Origin of the sequence: Tolypothrix sp. PCC 7601 (genome assembly GCF_025677855.1) — a bacterium.
Taxonomy (GTDB): Bacteria; Cyanobacteriota; Cyanobacteriia; order Cyanobacteriales; family Nostocaceae; genus Aulosira; species Aulosira diplosiphon.
In genome coordinates, this window is record NZ_CP064879.1 from 2099689 (window position 1) to 2118077 (window position 18389).

Annotated in this window: 21 protein-coding genes; 12 read left to right on the forward strand and 9 right to left on the reverse strand. The window is 41.0% G+C overall.

Annotated elements, in window-relative coordinates:
* Window positions 1–324: 324 nt before the first annotated feature.
* Both HG267_RS08750 and HG267_RS08755 read left to right on the forward strand, forming a co-directional pair.
* Complete coding sequence (locus tag HG267_RS08750) at window positions 325–3150, forward strand: hypothetical protein (RefSeq protein WP_045872955.1); 2826 nt, start codon at window positions 325–327, stop codon at window positions 3148–3150.
* A gap of 112 nt (window positions 3151–3262) precedes the next feature.
* Window positions 3263–3403 carry a photosystem I reaction center subunit VIII gene (locus HG267_RS08755; protein WP_045872956.1) on the forward strand — a complete coding sequence of 47 codons (141 nt, stop codon included), beginning with the start codon at window positions 3263–3265 and terminating at the stop codon, window positions 3401–3403.
* Between the two features lie 183 nt (window positions 3404–3586).
* Here the strand turns inward: HG267_RS08755 and HG267_RS08760 are convergent, their stop codons facing one another.
* The 6 genes from HG267_RS08760 to HG267_RS08785 all read right to left on the reverse strand — a co-directional run bounded on the left by HG267_RS08760 (window position 3587) and on the right by HG267_RS08785 (window position 5905).
* On the reverse strand, window positions 3587–3706 hold the full coding sequence (locus HG267_RS08760) for a photosystem II reaction center protein J (RefSeq protein ID WP_013190555.1): 120 nt from the start codon (window positions 3704–3706) through the stop codon (window positions 3587–3589).
* Window positions 3707–3777: 71 nt separating this feature from the next.
* The gene (locus tag HG267_RS08765; RefSeq protein ID WP_071989460.1) at window positions 3778–3897 is read right to left on the reverse strand and encodes a photosystem II reaction center protein L; all 120 of its coding nucleotides are present in this window, start codon (window positions 3895–3897) and stop codon (window positions 3778–3780) included.
* A 9-nt stretch (window positions 3898–3906) separates the two neighbouring features.
* The gene (psbF, locus tag HG267_RS08770) at window positions 3907–4044 is read right to left on the reverse strand and encodes a cytochrome b559 subunit beta (RefSeq protein ID WP_015115279.1); all 138 of its coding nucleotides are present in this window, start codon (window positions 4042–4044) and stop codon (window positions 3907–3909) included.
* A gap of 9 nt (window positions 4045–4053) precedes the next feature.
* Window positions 4054–4302, reverse strand: a complete 249-nt coding sequence (psbE, locus tag HG267_RS08775; RefSeq protein ID WP_045872957.1) for a cytochrome b559 subunit alpha — start codon at window positions 4300–4302, stop codon at window positions 4054–4056.
* 118 nt (window positions 4303–4420) lie between these two features.
* Window positions 4421–5443 (reverse strand): photosynthesis system II assembly factor Ycf48, encoded by a 1023-nt coding sequence (locus HG267_RS08780; protein ID WP_045872958.1) that lies wholly within the window; start codon window positions 5441–5443, stop codon window positions 4421–4423.
* Window positions 5444–5560: 117 nt separating this feature from the next.
* On the reverse strand, window positions 5561–5905 hold the full coding sequence (locus HG267_RS08785; protein WP_045872959.1) for a rubredoxin: 345 nt from the start codon (window positions 5903–5905) through the stop codon (window positions 5561–5563).
* 196 nt (window positions 5906–6101) lie between these two features.
* Between HG267_RS08785 and ndhC the strand changes: the two genes are divergently transcribed.
* The 5 genes from ndhC to HG267_RS08810 all read left to right on the forward strand — a co-directional run bounded on the left by ndhC (window position 6102) and on the right by HG267_RS08810 (window position 10846).
* Window positions 6102–6464, forward strand: a complete 363-nt coding sequence (gene ndhC, locus HG267_RS08790; protein WP_045872960.1) for a photosynthetic/respiratory NAD(P)H-quinone oxidoreductase subunit C — start codon at window positions 6102–6104, stop codon at window positions 6462–6464.
* A complete protein-coding gene (ndhK, locus tag HG267_RS08795; protein ID WP_045872961.1) occupies window positions 6455–7192 on the forward strand; it encodes a photosynthetic/respiratory NAD(P)H-quinone oxidoreductase subunit K in 738 nt (245 codons plus the stop codon). Before ndhC ends, ndhK begins: the two co-directional genes overlap by 10 nt.
* Window positions 7185–7709: an NAD(P)H-quinone oxidoreductase subunit J gene (locus HG267_RS08800; RefSeq protein WP_045872962.1), complete on the forward strand. Its 525-nt coding sequence runs from the start codon at window positions 7185–7187 to the stop codon at window positions 7707–7709. The genes ndhK and HG267_RS08800 overlap by 8 nt, the downstream gene beginning before the upstream one ends.
* A 222-nt stretch (window positions 7710–7931) precedes the next feature.
* Window positions 7932–9218, forward strand: coding sequence for an ATP-binding protein (locus HG267_RS08805; protein WP_045872963.1), 1287 nt, complete (start codon window positions 7932–7934; stop codon window positions 9216–9218).
* The gene (locus HG267_RS08810) at window positions 9218–10846 is read left to right on the forward strand and encodes a tetratricopeptide repeat protein (protein ID WP_045872964.1); all 1629 of its coding nucleotides are present in this window, start codon (window positions 9218–9220) and stop codon (window positions 10844–10846) included. The genes HG267_RS08805 and HG267_RS08810 overlap by 1 nt, the downstream gene beginning before the upstream one ends.
* A gap of 20 nt (window positions 10847–10866) precedes the next feature.
* Here the strand turns inward: HG267_RS08810 and HG267_RS08815 are convergent, their stop codons facing one another.
* A complete protein-coding gene (locus HG267_RS08815; protein ID WP_045872965.1) occupies window positions 10867–11244 on the reverse strand; it encodes a hypothetical protein in 378 nt (125 codons plus the stop codon).
* Between the two features lie 462 nt (window positions 11245–11706).
* On the opposite strand from HG267_RS08815, the gene glgP reads away from it, so the two are divergent.
* Complete coding sequence (glgP, locus tag HG267_RS08820) at window positions 11707–13920, forward strand: alpha-glucan family phosphorylase (protein ID WP_045872966.1); 2214 nt, start codon at window positions 11707–11709, stop codon at window positions 13918–13920.
* Here the strand turns inward: glgP and HG267_RS08825 are convergent.
* Window positions 13880–14131 carry a hypothetical protein gene (locus HG267_RS08825; RefSeq protein WP_155539510.1) on the reverse strand — a complete coding sequence of 84 codons (252 nt, stop codon included), beginning with the start codon at window positions 14129–14131 and terminating at the stop codon, window positions 13880–13882. The two genes, glgP and HG267_RS08825, sit on opposite strands and share 41 nt — an antisense overlap.
* Window positions 14128–14421: a monooxygenase family protein gene (locus tag HG267_RS08830; protein ID WP_228045319.1), complete on the reverse strand. Its 294-nt coding sequence runs from the start codon at window positions 14419–14421 to the stop codon at window positions 14128–14130. The genes HG267_RS08825 and HG267_RS08830 overlap by 4 nt, the downstream gene beginning before the upstream one ends.
* Window positions 14422–14676: 255 nt before the next feature.
* On the opposite strand from HG267_RS08830, the gene HG267_RS08835 reads away from it, so the two are divergent.
* The 4 genes from HG267_RS08835 (at window position 14677) to HG267_RS08850 (ending at window position 18104) form a co-directional block, all read left to right on the forward strand.
* The gene (locus HG267_RS08835) at window positions 14677–15219 is read left to right on the forward strand and encodes a PadR family transcriptional regulator (RefSeq protein ID WP_045872967.1); all 543 of its coding nucleotides are present in this window, start codon (window positions 14677–14679) and stop codon (window positions 15217–15219) included.
* 246 nt (window positions 15220–15465) lie between these two features.
* Window positions 15466–16206, forward strand: coding sequence for a prolipoprotein diacylglyceryl transferase (locus HG267_RS08840; protein ID WP_045873030.1), 741 nt, complete (start codon window positions 15466–15468; stop codon window positions 16204–16206).
* Window positions 16207–16327: 121 nt separating this feature from the next.
* Window positions 16328–17746: a radical SAM protein gene (locus tag HG267_RS08845; protein WP_045872968.1), complete on the forward strand. Its 1419-nt coding sequence runs from the start codon at window positions 16328–16330 to the stop codon at window positions 17744–17746.
* A gap of 37 nt (window positions 17747–17783) precedes the next feature.
* Entirely contained in the window at window positions 17784–18104 is a 321-nt protein-coding gene (locus tag HG267_RS08850; protein WP_045872969.1) for a hypothetical protein, read from the forward strand.
* The last annotated feature ends 285 nt before the right edge of the window (window positions 18105–18389 follow it).

Here is an 18389-nt window from a genome sequence, read left to right on the forward strand (position 1 = left end):
TACTGCTCTGGAATTATTATCTCCAATCTAGGAGACTACGGACAACTTGAAGAGTCTGATACTTTAGTGTTTCCAGGATTAGTTTTAGCTCTAAATATGCCGAGAGAGGATTATAAAGGGTCATACTGGAAAAACAGTCTCAATTAATTGCTGGCCGTAATGTAAATTTTACTGATGATGATTTCACTGTGAAGAGTTACCTTTTAACAGTATCTTTATCAAAACATGGCCTAAGATTATGCAATTGTAAATTGCTGAGGTAAACTTGCAAGCAAGTAATGCAAAATATTACTCAGCTGGTCTGCGGTCTGGGCATCACTCACAATGGAACACTGGCAATTTCTGATACAGAGACAGGGCGATCGCGCTTGGCATACCCTGGAATCGCCAAAGGTAGAAATTATCGAAGGTCGGTATAGAGTTTTGGCTCGTTCTAACCGTCCTCATACGGATGTGGAAGTACGGGTAATTCACTCATCGACGCAAGAAGTCCCGCCCAAGCGGCGAATTCAGAAGCGATCGCGTCGCACTAATGCAGAAGGTTTAATGGCGGTAATTCCCTATACCTACTTCAAAGCGGGAATTTGGGAACTGCAATGCTCTGGCGACTTGATGTCGGATATTCTCGGCGGTCAATCTTGGCAATACAACCTCTATGTGCGGGTTTTATCTCAGCAAGCAGCTGAGGAAACTCAAGTATTAGATTCACCCCCAGAGTCTCTTCATATTCTTGTTAATGATGTTGCACCTGCTGTTCCTGAAGAGACAGCAACTAGCATTACAGCGCCAAAAACTGTTAATACTGCCCCAGCCACAATAACTACAATAGAAATTAGCCCTGCCAGAAGCGAAGTTTCAATTGAATATTTAGAAGATGCCATTATCGATCAGCCTGTCAGCCCAGTTTGGGTGAAGGGAGTAACGGCAGAGCAGATTTTACAAAACTTAATAGAATTAGCCTTACCTACCTCTGAGCCGCTTTTCGATGAGGAAATGTTGACAGATCCGCCAGCAACGCCAGGGTTACCACCTCTGTTGCTGAAGCTCGATCAGGAAACCTATGTTGCTCGTTGGGGGGGAAGTCTCGCAATTAATGGGCAATTAGAACTAAAACTAGAAAATGAAGAAGTTGAGATTCCTGAGAAACAAACTCTCTATTCTTTAGAATTAAAAATTGATTTACGCTCACCTCTCGGTTTAGAAACCTTACATCAGGTACGGCAAGCTTTACCTAACAAAGTGGTACCTTTTCATATCCCAGCGACAATTGATATTCCTGCTGATTGTGAATCTAAGTTAATTTTGGCGGATGTCAATTTATATGGTGCAGTTAATGAGGGTGGGGAAGTAGTTCCCTTAGCTAGCCAGTCTTTCACAATTACAGCAGATGTAAGCGAATTACTGGTCATCAAAGCCGAACTCACAGCCAAAAAACCAGAGATTGTCGAAGAAATACCTGCACCTGCAACCGCTGAGTCATCACCTGGTATTGATTTGTCACTGTTGAATTTAGTCAAAACGATCCAATCAGATGATTCTTTAACTCTTGGTGGGTTGGTGCCGAAATTTCTTCCCCCAGAAATTAAAACGCGATCGCCAAAAAAATCTGTAGAGTCTCATAGTGGGATTCAATTGCCGAATATGCCACCGTTACCTCCTATACCTGCTAAGGTGGCAGAATCTCTGACAGCAGAGCCGCCGAAACAAGAAGAAAGTCTCGACAAGGTTGATACGTTAGCCGCGATCAACATGGATGAGCTGGTAATTACAAATCGGCGATTACCCATAATGAGCGGTACATTTCCATTCTTGAAACCGTTACCAGCTTTACCCGGTGGTGAGGACGCAGTTCCATCAGATTCTCAGTCTCCAAAAACATCAACAGCGCTAGATGTCAATTTACCTGATCTGGAATTGAACGCTGAATTATTACGTAGCTATCCACAATCTCAAAATCAACCTGTTGTCGAAGAAACTGTACCACGTCGCTCTAAATTAATTGATGCCTATATTGCTGGTGTATCTACGCCAACTCGACCGGAGTTTGATGAGACAGTGGCAAAACCTGCTACACCTCATCCTCCTGAATTAATTAATGATACGGTTGCAGAAGTAGCTACACCAACTCGCCCAGGTTTTGATGATGCTGTTGTACAACCTGCTACCCTACCACCTCATGAATTAATTGAATTAATTAATGATGCTGTACAACCAACTACACCACCTGATGCGGAATTAATTGATGATGCAGTTGTGGAAACAGATACACCAACTCGTCCCAAATTAGTTATAGAGGGAAATCCATACTCATCTCCACTGATTACACAGTGGTTGCAAAGCCAAGGCTTCTCTTTACCCGAACCGATCCATCTGCTAGATCAAGATGATGAAATGGATGTTGTCGCACACCAGACAACACCCGATGAGCAAATTAGTGATGCTTTTAACCCTGAAAGCACTGATATTGAACTCAACTTGTCATTCAACTTAGATGCTGACATGGGAATATTTGCAGATGAGTTGGAGCTTGTTCAACAGGAGCTAGAGACAGCAGAAAATGTATCAGAAGTAGAGTTAACGCTACCAGTACCAGAGCCACCTCCCCCGCCACCACGTTATCCGAAGATACCCCTAGTTCGGGTTACAGAAGAAATTATTGTAGATGATACTTACATTGAGCCGGAAGAAGAGATAGTTCCGAGCGTTCCTGAAGAAGAAGAACAAGAGGAAGTACCATTAATAGCACCACCATCACCATTACCATTGATGGCTGTAGCAGTTGTTGAGCCTTTACCAATTCCGCAACTGTATTTACCAGAGGGAGAATTAATTGCTGGTACATCTGTACGGGTACGCATAGAACTACCTGAGGTACCACCAGAAGTTGTGGTGAAGTTATGGATTAAGGATTGCCAAACACGTTGGCTAATAGACGGCCCCTATATTCTCAAAGACTTACTACCAAACGCTTTGGGAGTATTGGAAGTGAAGACACAATTACATGTACCTTTTGGCTGCTTAGAAATGCGAGTAGAAGCGATCGCACTTAATTTAGAAACTCAACAAGAAAGTGACAAAATTTCCCTAACACGCTCTGTAATTCCTCCTGATTTGCCGAATTTGCAGCTAGATGAACTCTTAGGTATTTAGACATTCTCGCTAAATCAGGCTGTGTTAAAAATCTTTAGATTTTCAAAAATGGGACAGAATTTGCAGTAAGCTCATCTTGAATTGAAGTGTAATTCAACAGGAATAATTAGCTATGACAACTGAACTTTTTCCTTCAATCTTGGCTAGTACTTCTTACTTGCCTGCTCTGTTCGTTCCCATTATTGGTTGGGGTGTACCCATCGCAGTATTTGCGTTTTTGTTTATCTATATTGAACGCGAAGATATTGCTTAATTTGTGCTACAGCAATTAGTCAATAGTACTCCGATACTGGTAAACTATTGACCAAGGACAAATGACAAATCACAAATAATTAATACCGCCTATCTCTATGAGACGGGCGGTTTTTTTATGATGTTGATTTCTAAACAACTGCTAGAGAATCTACATTATTATGATATTCGGCTCCAGCTACTCTTAAAGTGAAGAACCGATTCCGGCATAGGCTCCGTAAAAGAAAATGCCGACAACTGTAATTACACCTAATCCTGCGATCGTAGCGACGACCCACAGGGGAATTCTCCCACTTCCTGACACAGCTTTTCTCCTCCCTTAACAACAAATCAACACAAGTTGAATAAACAAATGATTAACAAAGATTTTGCCAGTTAGTTAAAGAAGTAACTGGAAAACAGGATACCCAGAACAAAAATCAGTAGTAGTCCCAGGTACAGTGAAGTCCGGTTTAATTCAACCGGCTGATTATTGGGATTGGGCGTTCTTTCCATGAGTTGCTCCTAGCGTTGAATAAACTGCATTGCGGCGATCGCGCCCAAGAAGAAGACAGTAGGTACACCTAGGGTGTGAACCGCCAACCATCTAACTGTAAAGATGGGATAGGTAACTGGTTGATTGATGTTGTTGCCGCTAGTCATAATCTCAAACTACTTTCCGATATAAGTTTCTACTTGCTTTTTAGCTTCAAAACGGTTGTTCACAATGGGTACTTCTTGGCGTACTTGTGTGAAGTACTCGTTAGGGCGGGGTGTGCCAAAAACATCATATGCCAGTCCGGTGCTGACAAATAACCAACCAGCAATAAATAATGCTGGGATGGTGATGCTGTGAATTACCCAATAACGAATGCTGGTAATAATGTCCGAAAACGGACGTTCTCCAGTGGTACCTGACATTGATTTCCTACCTTCACAAAGACAGTTATTGAGTTTATTATCCTACAAAGTTTAGAAAGAGTTACAACTTGCAACGTCCTTCTCAGAAATCTGGATAATTACAGAGGCTAGTGTGACCTTAAGCTGGCTCTGCTGGGGACGCTGTGGCCACGTTGGGGTTATATTTCAGTAAAACGCCGCGATCGCCAATAATAAATCCTTGGTTGGGTTGGAAAAACACAATTTTGTAAAAGTTAGCAGCTACTGTTTCTACATCCCGGTCTTTTTCCCAAGTTTTACCACCATCAGGGCTGTGCAGTAAATTACCACTACCGCCACCTACCCAAATGTCATCCGGTGTGCGATAGGCTAAATCCAGTAAACCCCAACTAGTAGATAATTCGGGATTTTGTGCTTCTTGCCACTCCTCTGGTTTGGTGGGGTCGCTAAATTGCACTTGTCCACCCCGCGCCAGCATCCACATTTGCCCATTGTCAGCAAAGCCCATGTTCTCTACGCGGCGAGAACTATTGCGGTTATGGGGTACCCATGCATTTTGCCCTGGTTCCCAAGTGGAGTAGAAGCTACCTTTAGCAGAAACCGCAACATATTTACCATCAGTAGAACGTTCTAAGTTACGTACCACACCAACAGCTGCTTCTACTTGCGCTTTCCAGTTTTTACCACCGTCTTTGGTTTGATAAATTGCGCCTACATCCGTAGCCATCTCAGCAGTATCTGCCCCTAATGCACTGATACTAATGGGATTACCAGGTAATTTTTCACTCAGGGGAATGCGTGACCAAGAACGGCCTTCATCTGTAGTATGCAGTAGCAAACCAGGCTCGCCAGCAATCCAACCTTCTTTACCTGCAAAACTAACAGAATCAAAGCGATACCTAGCGTCATCCAGGGCTAGGTTTAAGGGTTTCCAACTATCTCCACCATCATTGGTTTCTAAAATGGTGGCATTGCTACCGACTATGTAGCCATGCTGAGGATTTTCTGTAAAAGCAATATCAAACAGCTTTGCTTCTGTGGGGACAGAAATAACTGCCCAGGGGTTATAGCTGGTAGAAGGAACTTTGCTACAACCTATACACATCAGGACAACTATCAATACGGCAAATATTCGTTGCCAACTTTTCAAAATTGCGTGCATCAGTATTTTTTATTTCTTAGTTGTTTCTAAATTTGTGTACGGGTTTGGGAAAAAGATTTACCAACCTCAAAATTGAGTGGTGGCTGCTAAATACCGAGACTGGGCAACAAATAGTATCTATTGTAACCCGTAGAGACTGAGAAAAAATAAGAAAGCTAGTGCTAAAGCACCGAAAATCAGCAGGTTTTTTTGGGTTGGTGTCAAGGTGTTGACACCTAAGCCATAACCAAGATTTTCGCGAAAGCCTGATGCTTGACCTGCTGGGCCGATGTTGGTGAAAGCTTGCTTCTTTGCACTACATACGGGACAGCGCCAATTTACAGGCAGTTCTGCGAAGGGTCTTCCAGGGGGAATTTCATATTTGTCATCTCCCTTCTCAGGTTCATAAATGTAACCGCAGGAGCGACACTCATAGCGGTCTAATACTTGAGTTTCAACAGCTTGTTCGCTTTGTTCGCTCATTGCTTAGGCCTCGCAGAGGGGCAAATATTAAATATACGTTACAAATTATGACATAACTGTTAGATTTTTCTATCACAACTAAAAACGAATCAAATACCTTCAGAGCTTCTGTTTCCCAGATTTCAGAAATGCCTAAAAGATATAATGTAAAAGAAAGTTACGGCGTTATTTACACCATAAGCGGTAGATATCCATTGTGTTTGTTCTCAGCGGTTACGAGTACCTTCTAGGCTTTCTCATTATCTGTAGCCTAGTGCCTGCCCTGGCGCTCTCAGCGTCCAAGCTCCTACGACCCAGCGGCAAAAGTGCGGAACGGCGCACCACCTATGAATCCGGGATGGAACCCATTGGCGGAGCCTGGATTCAGTTCAACATTCGCTACTATATGTTTGCGCTGGTCTTTGTCGTCTTTGATGTGGAGACTGTGTTTTTGTATCCTTGGGCGGTAGCTTTCCACCGTCTAGGGCTATTGGCATTCATTGAAGCGCTAATTTTTATTGCAATTCTTGTAATCGCCTTAGTTTACGCATGGCGTAAAGGAGCTTTGGAATGGTCTTGAATTCTAATTTACCAACTCAGGACAAAGAACGCATCATCAACCCTATTGAGCGTCCCACTGTCACTCAAGACCTTTCAGAAAACGTGATTCTGACTACGGTTGATGACCTTTACAACTGGGCGCGGCTTTCTAGTTTGTGGCCGTTGCTATTCGGTACGGCTTGCTGCTTTATTGAGTTTGCAGCTTTAATTGGCTCTCGGTTTGACTTTGACCGCTTTGGGTTAATTCCCCGTTCCAGCCCGCGCCAAGCCGATTTAATTATTACGGCTGGCACAATCACCATGAAGATGGCACCGCAATTGGTACGTCTTTATGAGCAAATGCCTGAGCCAAAGTATGTAATTGCGATGGGAGCTTGTACAATCACAGGCGGGATGTTTAGCGTTGATTCCCCCACGGCTGTGCGTGGAGTTGATAAACTCATTCCTGTAGATGTGTATTTGCCTGGTTGTCCGCCGCGTCCAGAAGCGATTATTGACGCAATTATTAAGCTGCGGAAGAAGATAGCTAACGATTCCATCCAAGAACGGGATCAAATTAAGCAAACCCACCGCTATTACAGCACAACTCACAATCTGAAGCCTGTGGCGGAAATTTTGACTGGTAAGTATATGCAGTCAGATACTCGCTTTACACCACCTAAGGAATTGGCGGAAGCGATTGGTTTACCAGTTCCACCAGCTTTATTGACATCCCAGAAACAGAAGGAGGAAACAAACCGTGGCTGATGAAGAATCTAAGCCAGTACCAGCAGAAGATTCACTGGTAAAAGCCGGTAAAGTTTCTCAATGGTTGAGCGAAAATGGCTTCGACCATGAGGTTTTGGCACCAGATGTTAACGGAGTAGAAATACTCAAGGTGGAACGAGATTTCTTACTTCCCACCGCTACAGCTTTGTATGCTTACGGGTTTAATTGTCTCCAGTTCCAAGGTGGTGTTGACCTCGGCCCTGGGCAAGAGTTGGTGAGTGTATATCACTTAATTAAAGTAGGTGATAATAGCGATCGCCCTGAAGAAGTACGATTGAAGGTGTTCCTCCCACGGGAAAACCCCACAGTGCCTTCAGTCTACTGGATTTGGAAGACCGCAGACTGGCAAGAGCGCGAGTCTTATGATATGTTCGGCATTGTCTATGAAGGACACCCCAACCTGAAGCGGATTTTAATGCCTGAAGATTGGGTAGGTTGGCCTTTGCGGAAGGATTACATCTCGCCTGATTTCTACGAGTTGCAAGACGCTTATTAGACAGTGTTGATTGCTGAGTGTCAGCAGTGAGAAGTGTGATATCTCATCCCTAACCCCTCTCCGGCGGCGGAGAGGGGTATTGTTTTTTTGGGGTTAGAATGGAAGAAGATGAGATTTTCTGTTTACGCTAGAAATGTAGAGAGATGGTAAACAGATTTTTGAGTTAGGGCTAGGTAGGCATTAATATAAATAGGCAGTAAAAATATTATTTTGTCAAAGCCAATGTCTAGCGAATTACAAGAATCTTTTAAGCAAGCATATAACAATCTCGAATTATTTCCCTTACTGGAAAAGAAGGAAACAGATAATTTTAGAGTTGATTATGGTAATGATTCTATAGAGAAGTTAATTCAATACATTGAATATAGTCCTAATGGTGATGCGAAGATTGTATTTACTGGACATCGGGGATGCGGTAAATCTTCTTTATTAGCTGAATTAAGTAGACAAATTAAAGATAATTATTTTGTAGTTGTATTTTCGATTGCTGACAGTATTGAAATGTCGGCTGTTAATCATATTAATATTTTGTTTGCGATCGCGCTTGATTTAATGTTTGAGGCGGAAGCACGTAAAGTAGAAATCCCTAACACTACTAAAGCTCAAATCTACGGGTGGTTTGCAACTCGCACTCGGACTACAGAGGTAGAGCTAGGAGGTGGGCTGGAAGTTGGTTTTAATTTACTCAAATTTATTAAAGCTCAATTAAAAGCTGATGCCAAAGTTAGAGAAGAAATTAAACAGGAATTTGAAGGCAAAATATCTGATTTAGTTGCTCGGATTAATGAAATTGCAGCCTTGATTCAAGTAGCTACTAAAAAAGAAACTATAGTGATCATTGATGACTTAGATAAACTAGATTTAGCAAGAGTCAATGAAATTTATGGCAACAATATTAAATCTCTGTTTCAACCGAATATTCGGATTATTTATACTGTCCCTATTGCGGTAATGTGCAATACTTTTCTTTGGGAAATTATTAAAGCAGAAAGTAACTACAGAATTGTGGTGATGCCTGTAATAAAAATTTTTACAAAGGGTGAGAATCGCTTGCCTGATGGTAAGCCGCGACGGGAAGCAACAGATATTTTATGTGAAATATTACAAAAACGAATTTCTAGTGAATTAATAGACAAATCAGCTACAGAGAAGATTGTTATTTACAGTGGTGGAGTGTTGCGGGAGTTGATTCGTCTGGCTAATGTATGTTGCCTTATTTGTTTACGACTGATTAGGCGTAAACCAGAAGAAAGAATTGTAATTGATGACCAAGTTATAGAACAAGCAATTAAAGAAATTCGGAATGAACTTTCTCTGCGCTTAGGAAAAGAAGATTTGAGAATTTTGGCAACTACTTATCATAATTTTGAGCCTGAAGATGTCAAGCAGTCAGAGTTTTTAGAATTACTGCATGGATTGTATATATTGGAATATCGTAATGATGAGACTTGGTATGATATTCACCCCATTCTTGTAGAAACTTTGAGACGTAGGGGGATGATTAATTAATGATGAATGAAGATTTACTGACAGATGATGACAACAGAGATGCTTATGATTCTTTAACTATTTCTATTGAGGCTAAAGCCAATCGGTTAAATTTGCTAATTGCTGTATGTGATGATGCTAGTTTTCGGGATGAAATTATTGCTGAGTATGAAGCAGAATTACAGCCGGAAATCCGTTGTTATCGGGTGACATTGGCAAGGGATGAGCCGAGTTTGACGGCTGCTATTTCTCAATTAGTCAGAAGTGAAGAGTATTTGCAGCAAAATCAACCAGCAGTAATTACGGTGACTGGTGCAGAACAGCTTCATTTTCTGAAACTGGGCAAGGAACGTTCGGAACAAGAGGTTTTTTTCGGTTATTTACAGTGGACTAGGGAAGCTTTGAGGGCATTTCCTTTTGCCATTGTCTTGTGGGTGACTAATCAAATATTAGTTGAGTTAATTAAAAAAGCCCCTGATTTTTGGAGTTGGCGCAATGGTGTTTTTCGGTTTGTGTCTAGAAGAAAAAATACTGTTGCTGGTAGAGATTTAGAAGCGATTCGTTTTGCTTTCCGGGATAATGAAATTTCTGGTTTTGATGATGACAATGATTATTTGTTGCCTATAGAAGATTTACAAGGGTTTATTCAAAATTTAGAACAGCGTGGTGTTAAGGATGTAAATTTAGCGACTTTATACTTTAGCTTAGGAGATATTTATAGAAAAAGACTCGACCGGGGTGAGTGTCAAGATTATAAGAAAGAGCAAGAATTAGGCATTGAGTATTTAAGCAAAGCTGTAGAATTGCAAAAAGAATTAGGTTTAGAGAGAGATTTAGCTACCAGCCTCAACAATTTAGCATTACTTTACGATTATCAAGGCAGATACAGCGAAGTCGAACCCCTGTACCAAAAATCTTTAGAACTAAGGCGACTCTTGTTGGGTGAAGAACATCCAGCTGTTGCTGCTAGCCTCAATAACCTAGCATTACTCTATGAATCCCAAGGCAGATACAGCGAAGCCGAACCTCTGTATCAAAAATCTTTAGAACTAAGGCAACGCTTGCTGGGTGAAGAACATCCAGATGTTGCTACTAGCTTCAATAATCTGGCTGCACTCTACTACTACCAAGGAAAATACAGCGAAGCCGAACCCCTGTATCAAAAATCTTTAGAACTAAGGCAACGCTTGCTGGGTGAAGAACATCCAGATGTTGCTGCTAGCCTCAATAATCTGGCTGTACTCTACAAATCCCAAGGAAGATACAGCGAAGCCAAACCCCTGTACTTGCAAGCTTTGTCACTCAAGCGACGCTTGCTGGGTGAAGAACATCCAGATGTTGCTGCTAGCCTCAATAATCTGGCTACACTCTATGAATCCCAAGGAAAATACAGCGAAGCCGAACCCCTGTACCAGCAAGCTTTGTCACTCATGCGACGCTTGCTAGGTGACAAACATCCAGATGTTGCTGCTAGCCTCAACAATCTGGCTACACTCTACAAATCCCAAGGAAAATACAGCGAAGCCGAACCCCTGTATCTGCAAGCTTTAGATATTTGTGAGCAGACTTTAGGGATAAATCATCCCAATACTATTACTGTGCGTGACAATTTAGCATTTCTTAGCGATCGCCTCGCCTCAGAAAAGTAAAATTTAAGTTCTCAGCCTCATCAATCAAGCTTTAATCTCCAAGTTTCGTGTTCTGAACTCAAAGTTTCCTGTTCCAAACGAGAATGTTTCAGTTCCAATTGAGAATTTTCGTGTTTTAAACGAGAACGTTCTTGTTCCAAACGAGAATGTTCCTGTTCTAAAGGTGAATGATGGGGTTGTGAAGGCGATCGCTTGACTTTAGAACGAGAATATTCTTGTTCTGGGGTGGAATGATGGAGTTGTAAAGGCGATCGCTTGACTTTGGAACGAGAAATTTCCTGTTTTGAGGTGGAATGATGAGATTGTGAAGGCGATCGCTTGACTTTGGAGTGCGAAGTTTTCTGTTTTGAAGTGCAATGATGGAGTTGTGAAGGCGATCGCTCGCAATCCAGTATCAAAATCCACTATTCACCTTCCGTATTTTTACAAAATGAATATATGTTCATTCATTGCGCCTTTAAAAGCCATTAGGTTGGCTATAAATCACAGTAAAATTACAGTTATTCTCGGTTCAAACTTATTTTTGTAAAGAACAGAGTCTATACAGATATTGACTTTCGGAATTAATTAACATTTTTTGTAGTGAATTATTGCAGTTTATAAATAAATGTTAAACATCAAATATTTTGTTTAAAAAAATGTGATTGAAATTGATATAAAAAAATCACAAAAACAGAGATAATTTTGTAATCGTAGAAACAATAAAAACCATTCACTAGAATTGTGTTTAATTTTTGAGTAACTGCTTCGACTTCCGGGAGAATTGATCGATGAAGTCGCCGTTGTAATCGAACTGAATAGCAGTTACGCGCAAGCAGATGTGAAGTGAACTAGGGAAAATAGCAGAGAACTGAGAATTTATGGCTAATAGTAGTGCAATGACCGCAGCGCTACGCTTAAGCGAAAAGTTACCTTTTCCGTTAAAGCGTTTGGCAGATTTGGCTTATAACTATTGGTGGAGTTGGAGTGGCGATCGCATTGCTCTATTCCAAACTATCGATCCCCAAGAATGGGAACGCTGTGGGCATAACCCAGTGGCGATTTTAGAATCAGCAAGTTATGAACGTCTCACCCAATTAGCAGAAGACCCTTTTTATCTGAAGCAAATCTCTGCCTTGGCAAAAGAGTTTGACCAATATCTGCTGCAAAAAGATACTTGGGTAAGCGGCGTTGCACCGCAACTTAGCAAAGACAATCCTATTGCTTATTTTTGTGCGGAATTTGGTATTCATGAATCCTTACCAGTCTACTCAGGTGGCTTAGGAATTCTGGCTGGGGATCACCTCAAATCATCTTCAGATTTGGGTGTACCAATGGTGGGTATAGGCTTGTTATATCGCCAAGGCTACTTTCGTCAACGCTTGAACCGTCACGGTTGGCAAGAAGATTATTATATTGATAACCCTTTCCAACACATGCCCATTGAGTTAGTAAAAACTCAAAATGGGGAACCGTTGATTATTCACCTAGATGTTCGTCAAAGGCAAGTAAAAGTCCAAATTTGGCAGGTACAAGTCGGGCGAGTAACTTTATATTTACTCGATAGCGATCGCGAAGACAATGACCCCATTGACCGTTGGCTAACTGGACACCTCTACGGCGGTAACTTAGAAACTCGTATCGCCCAAGAAGTAGTATTAGGCATTGGTGGTGTGCGTGCTTTGAATGCTTTAGGTATTCAACCATCTGTTTATCACCTCAACGAAGGACATGCCGCTTTCTGTACATTAGAAGTTGCTCGATTAGAAATCGAAAAGACTGGCAAATCTTTCTATGACATTGAAGCAGCGGTGCGGAATCGTTGTGTCTTTACCACCCACACCCCTGTTCCCGCCGGACATGATGTCTTCTCTCCAGATTTAATCGACTCCTACTTTGCTCAATACTGGCCGCAGTTGCGACTTTCCCGCGAGCAATTTTTGGCATTAGGTGCAAGGAGATTGGGTGATCCTTGGGAACCATTCGGAATGACGGTTTTAGCTTTGCGGATGACTCGTGCTTGCAATGGTGTAAGTGAATTACACGGTCAAGTTTCCCGCAAAATGTGGACTGTCCTCTATCCACAACATACAGAAGATAAGGTTCCTATTGGTTACATTACTAACGGTGTTCATGCACCTACCTGGACTGCGCCTTTATTAGGTGACTTGTACAATCAGTATTTGGGCGAAGATTGGAAAAATCGCGCCATGTTGCCGGAAATGTGGGCAAAAGTTGACGAGATTCCTGATGAAGAACTGTGGTGGCGACATCGCGTCCTCAAAGAAAGACTCATCGCTTACACCCGTTATAAAGTTAGGAAAGCCAGGGAACAACTGGGAGAAGATTACAACTTTATTGAATCTACTAATACCCTGCTTGATCCTGATGTGTTAACGATTGGATTCGCCCGCCGCTTTAGCCCATACAAACGGGGAGATTTAATTTTACGAGATGCAGAACGGGCGAAGAAGATTTTTAGCAATGCTCAAAATCCAGTCCAAATTATCTTCGCAGGAAAAGCTCACCCTGCGGATGAAGAAGGGAAGCGGATTATCCAACGATTGATGGAATGGTGCCGAAATTCCGGGCTGAGTAATCGAGTCGCCTTTATTGAAGATTACGACATTTACACCGGACAAAAACTCGTGCAAGGTGTGGATGTGTGGTTAAATAACCCCCGTCGTCCTCTAGAAGCATCAGGTACCAGTGGACAAAAAGTCTGCTTTAACGGTGGACTAAATTTAAGCGTCCTTGATGGTTGGTGGTGTGAAGGCTACAAAGCTGGAAGCGATGGTAAAGGGCTTAATGGTTGGGCTATCGGTGAAGATGCTCATACTAGTGATCAAGAATTACAGGATCGCATAGATTCTCAATCGCTTTATCAGCTATTAGAACAAGAAATTGTGCCTTTGTACTATAACCAAAATTCTCAAGGTGTTTCCTCGGGTTGGGTGCAGATGATGAAGACATCAATTAAAACCAATGCACCACTATTTAACACCGATAGGATGATTGCTGACTATGTTTCCCAGGTTTACGTCCCAGAAATTGCTAAGAGTGTAGAACCGATTTTGGCGAAGGTTCTAGTTTAGAAGTTTGGGTTTCCTGGTTAGATGATAGAGGTGGGTTAACCACCTCTTTTTTTTGAAAGCGGCGGGAAACTGTATTCTCTTTTGGGTTCGTAAGGTGCGCGCCTCGCCGCTTTGGGCATTGGGCATTGGGCATTGGTAATTTCTTCGCCATGCCCCATGCCCGATTCCCCATGCCCAAAAACTCCATCCCCTTGTGGGTGGAGTTTTTCATTTCGCTACACTTGGGTACAGCCTTGCCATTGCTTGAGGTTCATGGCTGTATTTGCCACTGTGCTGTGGTTGGTATGTCTCGTTATACAAACACAAACTGTTGGGATTTTTGCTGATAAACTGCATCATCCGCCGATGGGGTTCACCACGGAAGAACTGTTTCAAGTCATGGGCGGAACGCCAGTAGCTAACCATAATCACTTCGTTGGCGGAACAAATTCCCGCTTTAACTTGTACGCAACCTTCAGCTTTGGTAGTTGAACTACTTATCCAAAATAAATTTTTCCACATCCAGAAAAAGCCGATGCGTTGGCGTAGCCTCTCCTATGGAGAATCGCGCGCTATGATGCCGTTGACAAAGACAACAGCCTCGGGACTTTCGGGCAAATTAATTTGATAAATTGAATAACTCATTGCACTACCCTCTTGAGAGTTGTTGATGGTGTTGCTTTGTGTCAGCTAAATATTCAATTAATATATTATTCACTTAATTGAATATATATTCTAAGTTATATTCAACTAAGTGAATATGTCAACCCATTACCCATGTCTCTTACCTATGCCATTTTGTCGGTCTTAGTTAGCGCCCCTAGTAGCGGCTATGACCTTGCCAAGCGTTTTAACCCCTCGGTAGAAGGGTCGGTTGGTTTTTTCTGGAGTGCCAGTTTTCAACAGATTTATCGAGAACTGAACCGCTTAGAACAAAAGGAATGGCTGCAAGCTGAATCTGTACAGCAAGAAAATCGACCCGACAAACGGATATATAGTGTGACGGCGTTAGGTAAACAGCAGTTATGTGAGTGGATTGCTGAATCTGAGGAAATGGCACCCCTCAAAGATGAATTGCTGTTAAAACTTTATGCTGGGCATCTAGTACCGCAGCAAACGATAGTAGCCAAGCTGGAAGTGCATCGTCGGCAACATCAGCAGCGATTAGCAATCTATCAAGAAATTCAGAACCAGTACTTCCAGAATCCGCAAGATTTATCAAATACCCTCAAGTTCCAGTACATGACGTTGCTGAAAGGAATTCACTACGAAATGGGCTGGCTAGCTTGGTGTGACGAAATCATGATGTTGCTGAAGTAGGCGTTGTACTCTCAGGCGGGCATTTTGCCACATTCACAAGGGAATTAGAGAATTTAATCTGTTAAGTAGAAGTGTTTTGAATCAAAAATTAACCGCAGATAAAAGAGGATATAGACGCGTAGCGGCTACTCTACGAGAACGCCTAATAGCGAACCCGCAGGGTACGCAGATGAACGCAGATAAATTTCGCTATATTTATCAGTGTAAAAGCTATGGCATAAGTGCTGAATATAATTACAAATTATGCTGAATTTCCCTGTTTATATTTGGTTGGGTTCTTTGCGAATTCATCCTCATATTTTATTTGAATCTTTAGCTTATGCAGTAGCATTTCGTTTGTTAATATTTCGGCTTCGCAAAGATGCGATCGCACCTAGCCAGCGCAGTTCTGTAATTGTTGGCGGTATGATAGGCGCTTTAATGGGAGCAAAACTTCTGGTAGGGGTGGAACATATTGATTTGATTTGGCAAAATCAACAGCAGTTTCTATTACTATTACTCCAGGGTAAAACAGTCGTTGGGGCACTTTTAGGCGGGTTAATTGGTGTAGAACTTACTAAAAAAATTATTGGCATTCATCAGTCTACAGGTGATGTATTTGTTTATCCTCTGATTGTTGGCACAGCCATTGGTAGAATTGGATGCTTTCTCACGGGATTGAGCGATCGCACTTATGGAATCGCCACAAAATTACCGTGGGGTATAGATTTTGGCGATGGTATTTTCCGCCATCCCACACAGTTATATGAAATCTTATTTTTAGGGTTGCTAATTATATTTTTGCAATTTCGCAGTCGCTATCAATATCAAAATGGTGATTTATTTAAATTTTATTTAATTTCTTATTTTAGCTTTCGTTTTCTGGTAGATTTCATTAAACCTGATTTTCATCCTTTCTGGGGCTTAAGTGCAATTCAAGTGGCTTGTTTATTAACTATTGTGTATTATCGCCACACCATCTCTCAGATATTTCAATTTCACAACTGATTTACCTTTAAATTCAGAAACTCTGAATAAAAATAGTTTTTCAGTACGCTATATGAAATCCATAAATCTTGCTTGTTTGGCATCGCGTTTAGCCTAGTAACAACTTACAAATTTATTTATTATGCCTACTCGTAATTATCTCTTTTATGCCTTAACTAATAGTGTTTGTTCAAAATGTTTAGTCAAGGTAGAAGCAAAAATTATATTTCAGGATGATTGTGTTTACTTAGTAAAACACTGTCCCACCCACGGACGAGAAGAAGTTTTAATCGCGGATGATATTGAATACTATAAAAAATCTCTAGAGTTTATCAAACCTGGAGATATGCCATTAAAGTTTAATACACCCATAAAATATGGCTGTCCTTATGATTGCGGACTTTGCCCAGATCATGAACAGCATAGCTGTTTAACATTAATTGAAGTTACAGATAAATGTAATCTTTCTTGCCCAATATGTTATGCCGATTCTGGTGCAGAAGAATTTTCAGAAATCTCCCATCAACCAAGACTGCATCGGAGTCTAGCGCAAATCGAAAAGATGATTGATGCGGTTGTCGCCAATGAAGGAGAACCGCAGATAGTGCAGTTAAGCGGTGGTGAACCTACGATTCATCCTGAGTTTTTTCAAATTTTAGATATTGTCAAAACTAAGCCGATTAAGCATTTAATGATCAATACCAATGGCGTAATGATTGCTAAGGATAAATCTTTTTGCGATCGCCTCAGCCAATATATGCCAGGAATTGAGATATATTTGCAATTTGATAGCTTTGAATTAGACGCGTTAAAAGAGTTACGCGGTGCAGATTTACGGGCAGTTAGGCAAAAAGCAATTGAGCATCTCAATGAATATAATATTTCTACAACTTTAGTTGTCACTCTCAAAAAGGGACTGAACGATTGTGAGATTGGCAAAATTATTGAGTATGCTTTGCAGCAGAAATGTATTCGAGGCGTGACATTTCAACCAATACAAGCAGCAGGAAGATTAGAAGGATTTGACCCTAAACGAGATAGATATACTTTAACCGAAGTCCGACGCTCCATTTTAGAACAGAGTCCTTATTTTAAACCTGAAGATATTCTCCCTGTTCCCTGCCATCCTGATTCTTTAGCTATGACTTATGCATTAAAACTAAATGGTCAAGTAATACCATTAACTGGGTTAATTAATCCAGATGTTTTTGTGAAAATTATGCCCAATAGCGTGCTTTATGAACAAAATGAAGAACTGAAAAAACAAATATTTGAATTATTTTCAACAAGTCATTCACCCAAATCTGCCGCTTTATCGCTCAAGCAGCTTTTGTGTTGTTTGCCAATGATTGCTGTACCAGAAGGTATTAACTACTCCAATGTATTTCGGGTAATGATTGTGCAGTTTCTTGATGCTTTTAACTTTGATGTCCGTTCTGTTAAGCGGTCTTGTATTCATATTGTGCATCCAGATGGTAGGATTATTCCATTTGATACATTTAATATGTTTTATCGCGAAGGCAGCGCTGGCTACCATTTAGTGAATCATCGTAATTCGTAAATCTAATTTATCAAGTGTCATCTACAGGACTCAATTAATGTCTCAAAGGAATGAAAATTTACAGATTTTTTTAGGAATATTAATTTTATTTGGTTTGCATTTGATAGCAGTAGGCATCATATTTGGAGTAGGTTTACTCGCTGCTCAAATATTTGGCTATGCTAATTATAGTTATTTAGGTGTTTGGCTGATTGGCGGTTGGGGATTTTTTATTTGGCAGCTTTTATATGTCATCCCTTTATGCATTTTGCTCAGAAGACAACAGCGCCTAGCAATGATGAAAGGTGTAATTATTGGTGCTGTGATTACAGCTTTATTAAATGGTAGTTGTTTCTTATTAGTATTTGCTAATCGTTAAATTAATGTTTCACACATTTAAATTCTATAATTTGGGCATTAAAGATACCCCAAAGTTTAGTTATTCATTCAAAAATTCAATAAAGTGCCATTACATAGAGAAAATCTGAGCAACATCTCTAGTTACTCAGACTTGTCGGTGCTGTTCTGTGTCTCACCTAACTACAGCAGCACAAATCTCAATTTCGACAATTAACTCAAAATTTTTGGAAAAAATCTGATATTTTTTGGCTTACCTACACAGCAATTAGTCAAAAGTCCTTGCAGACAAGACTTTTAATCCAAA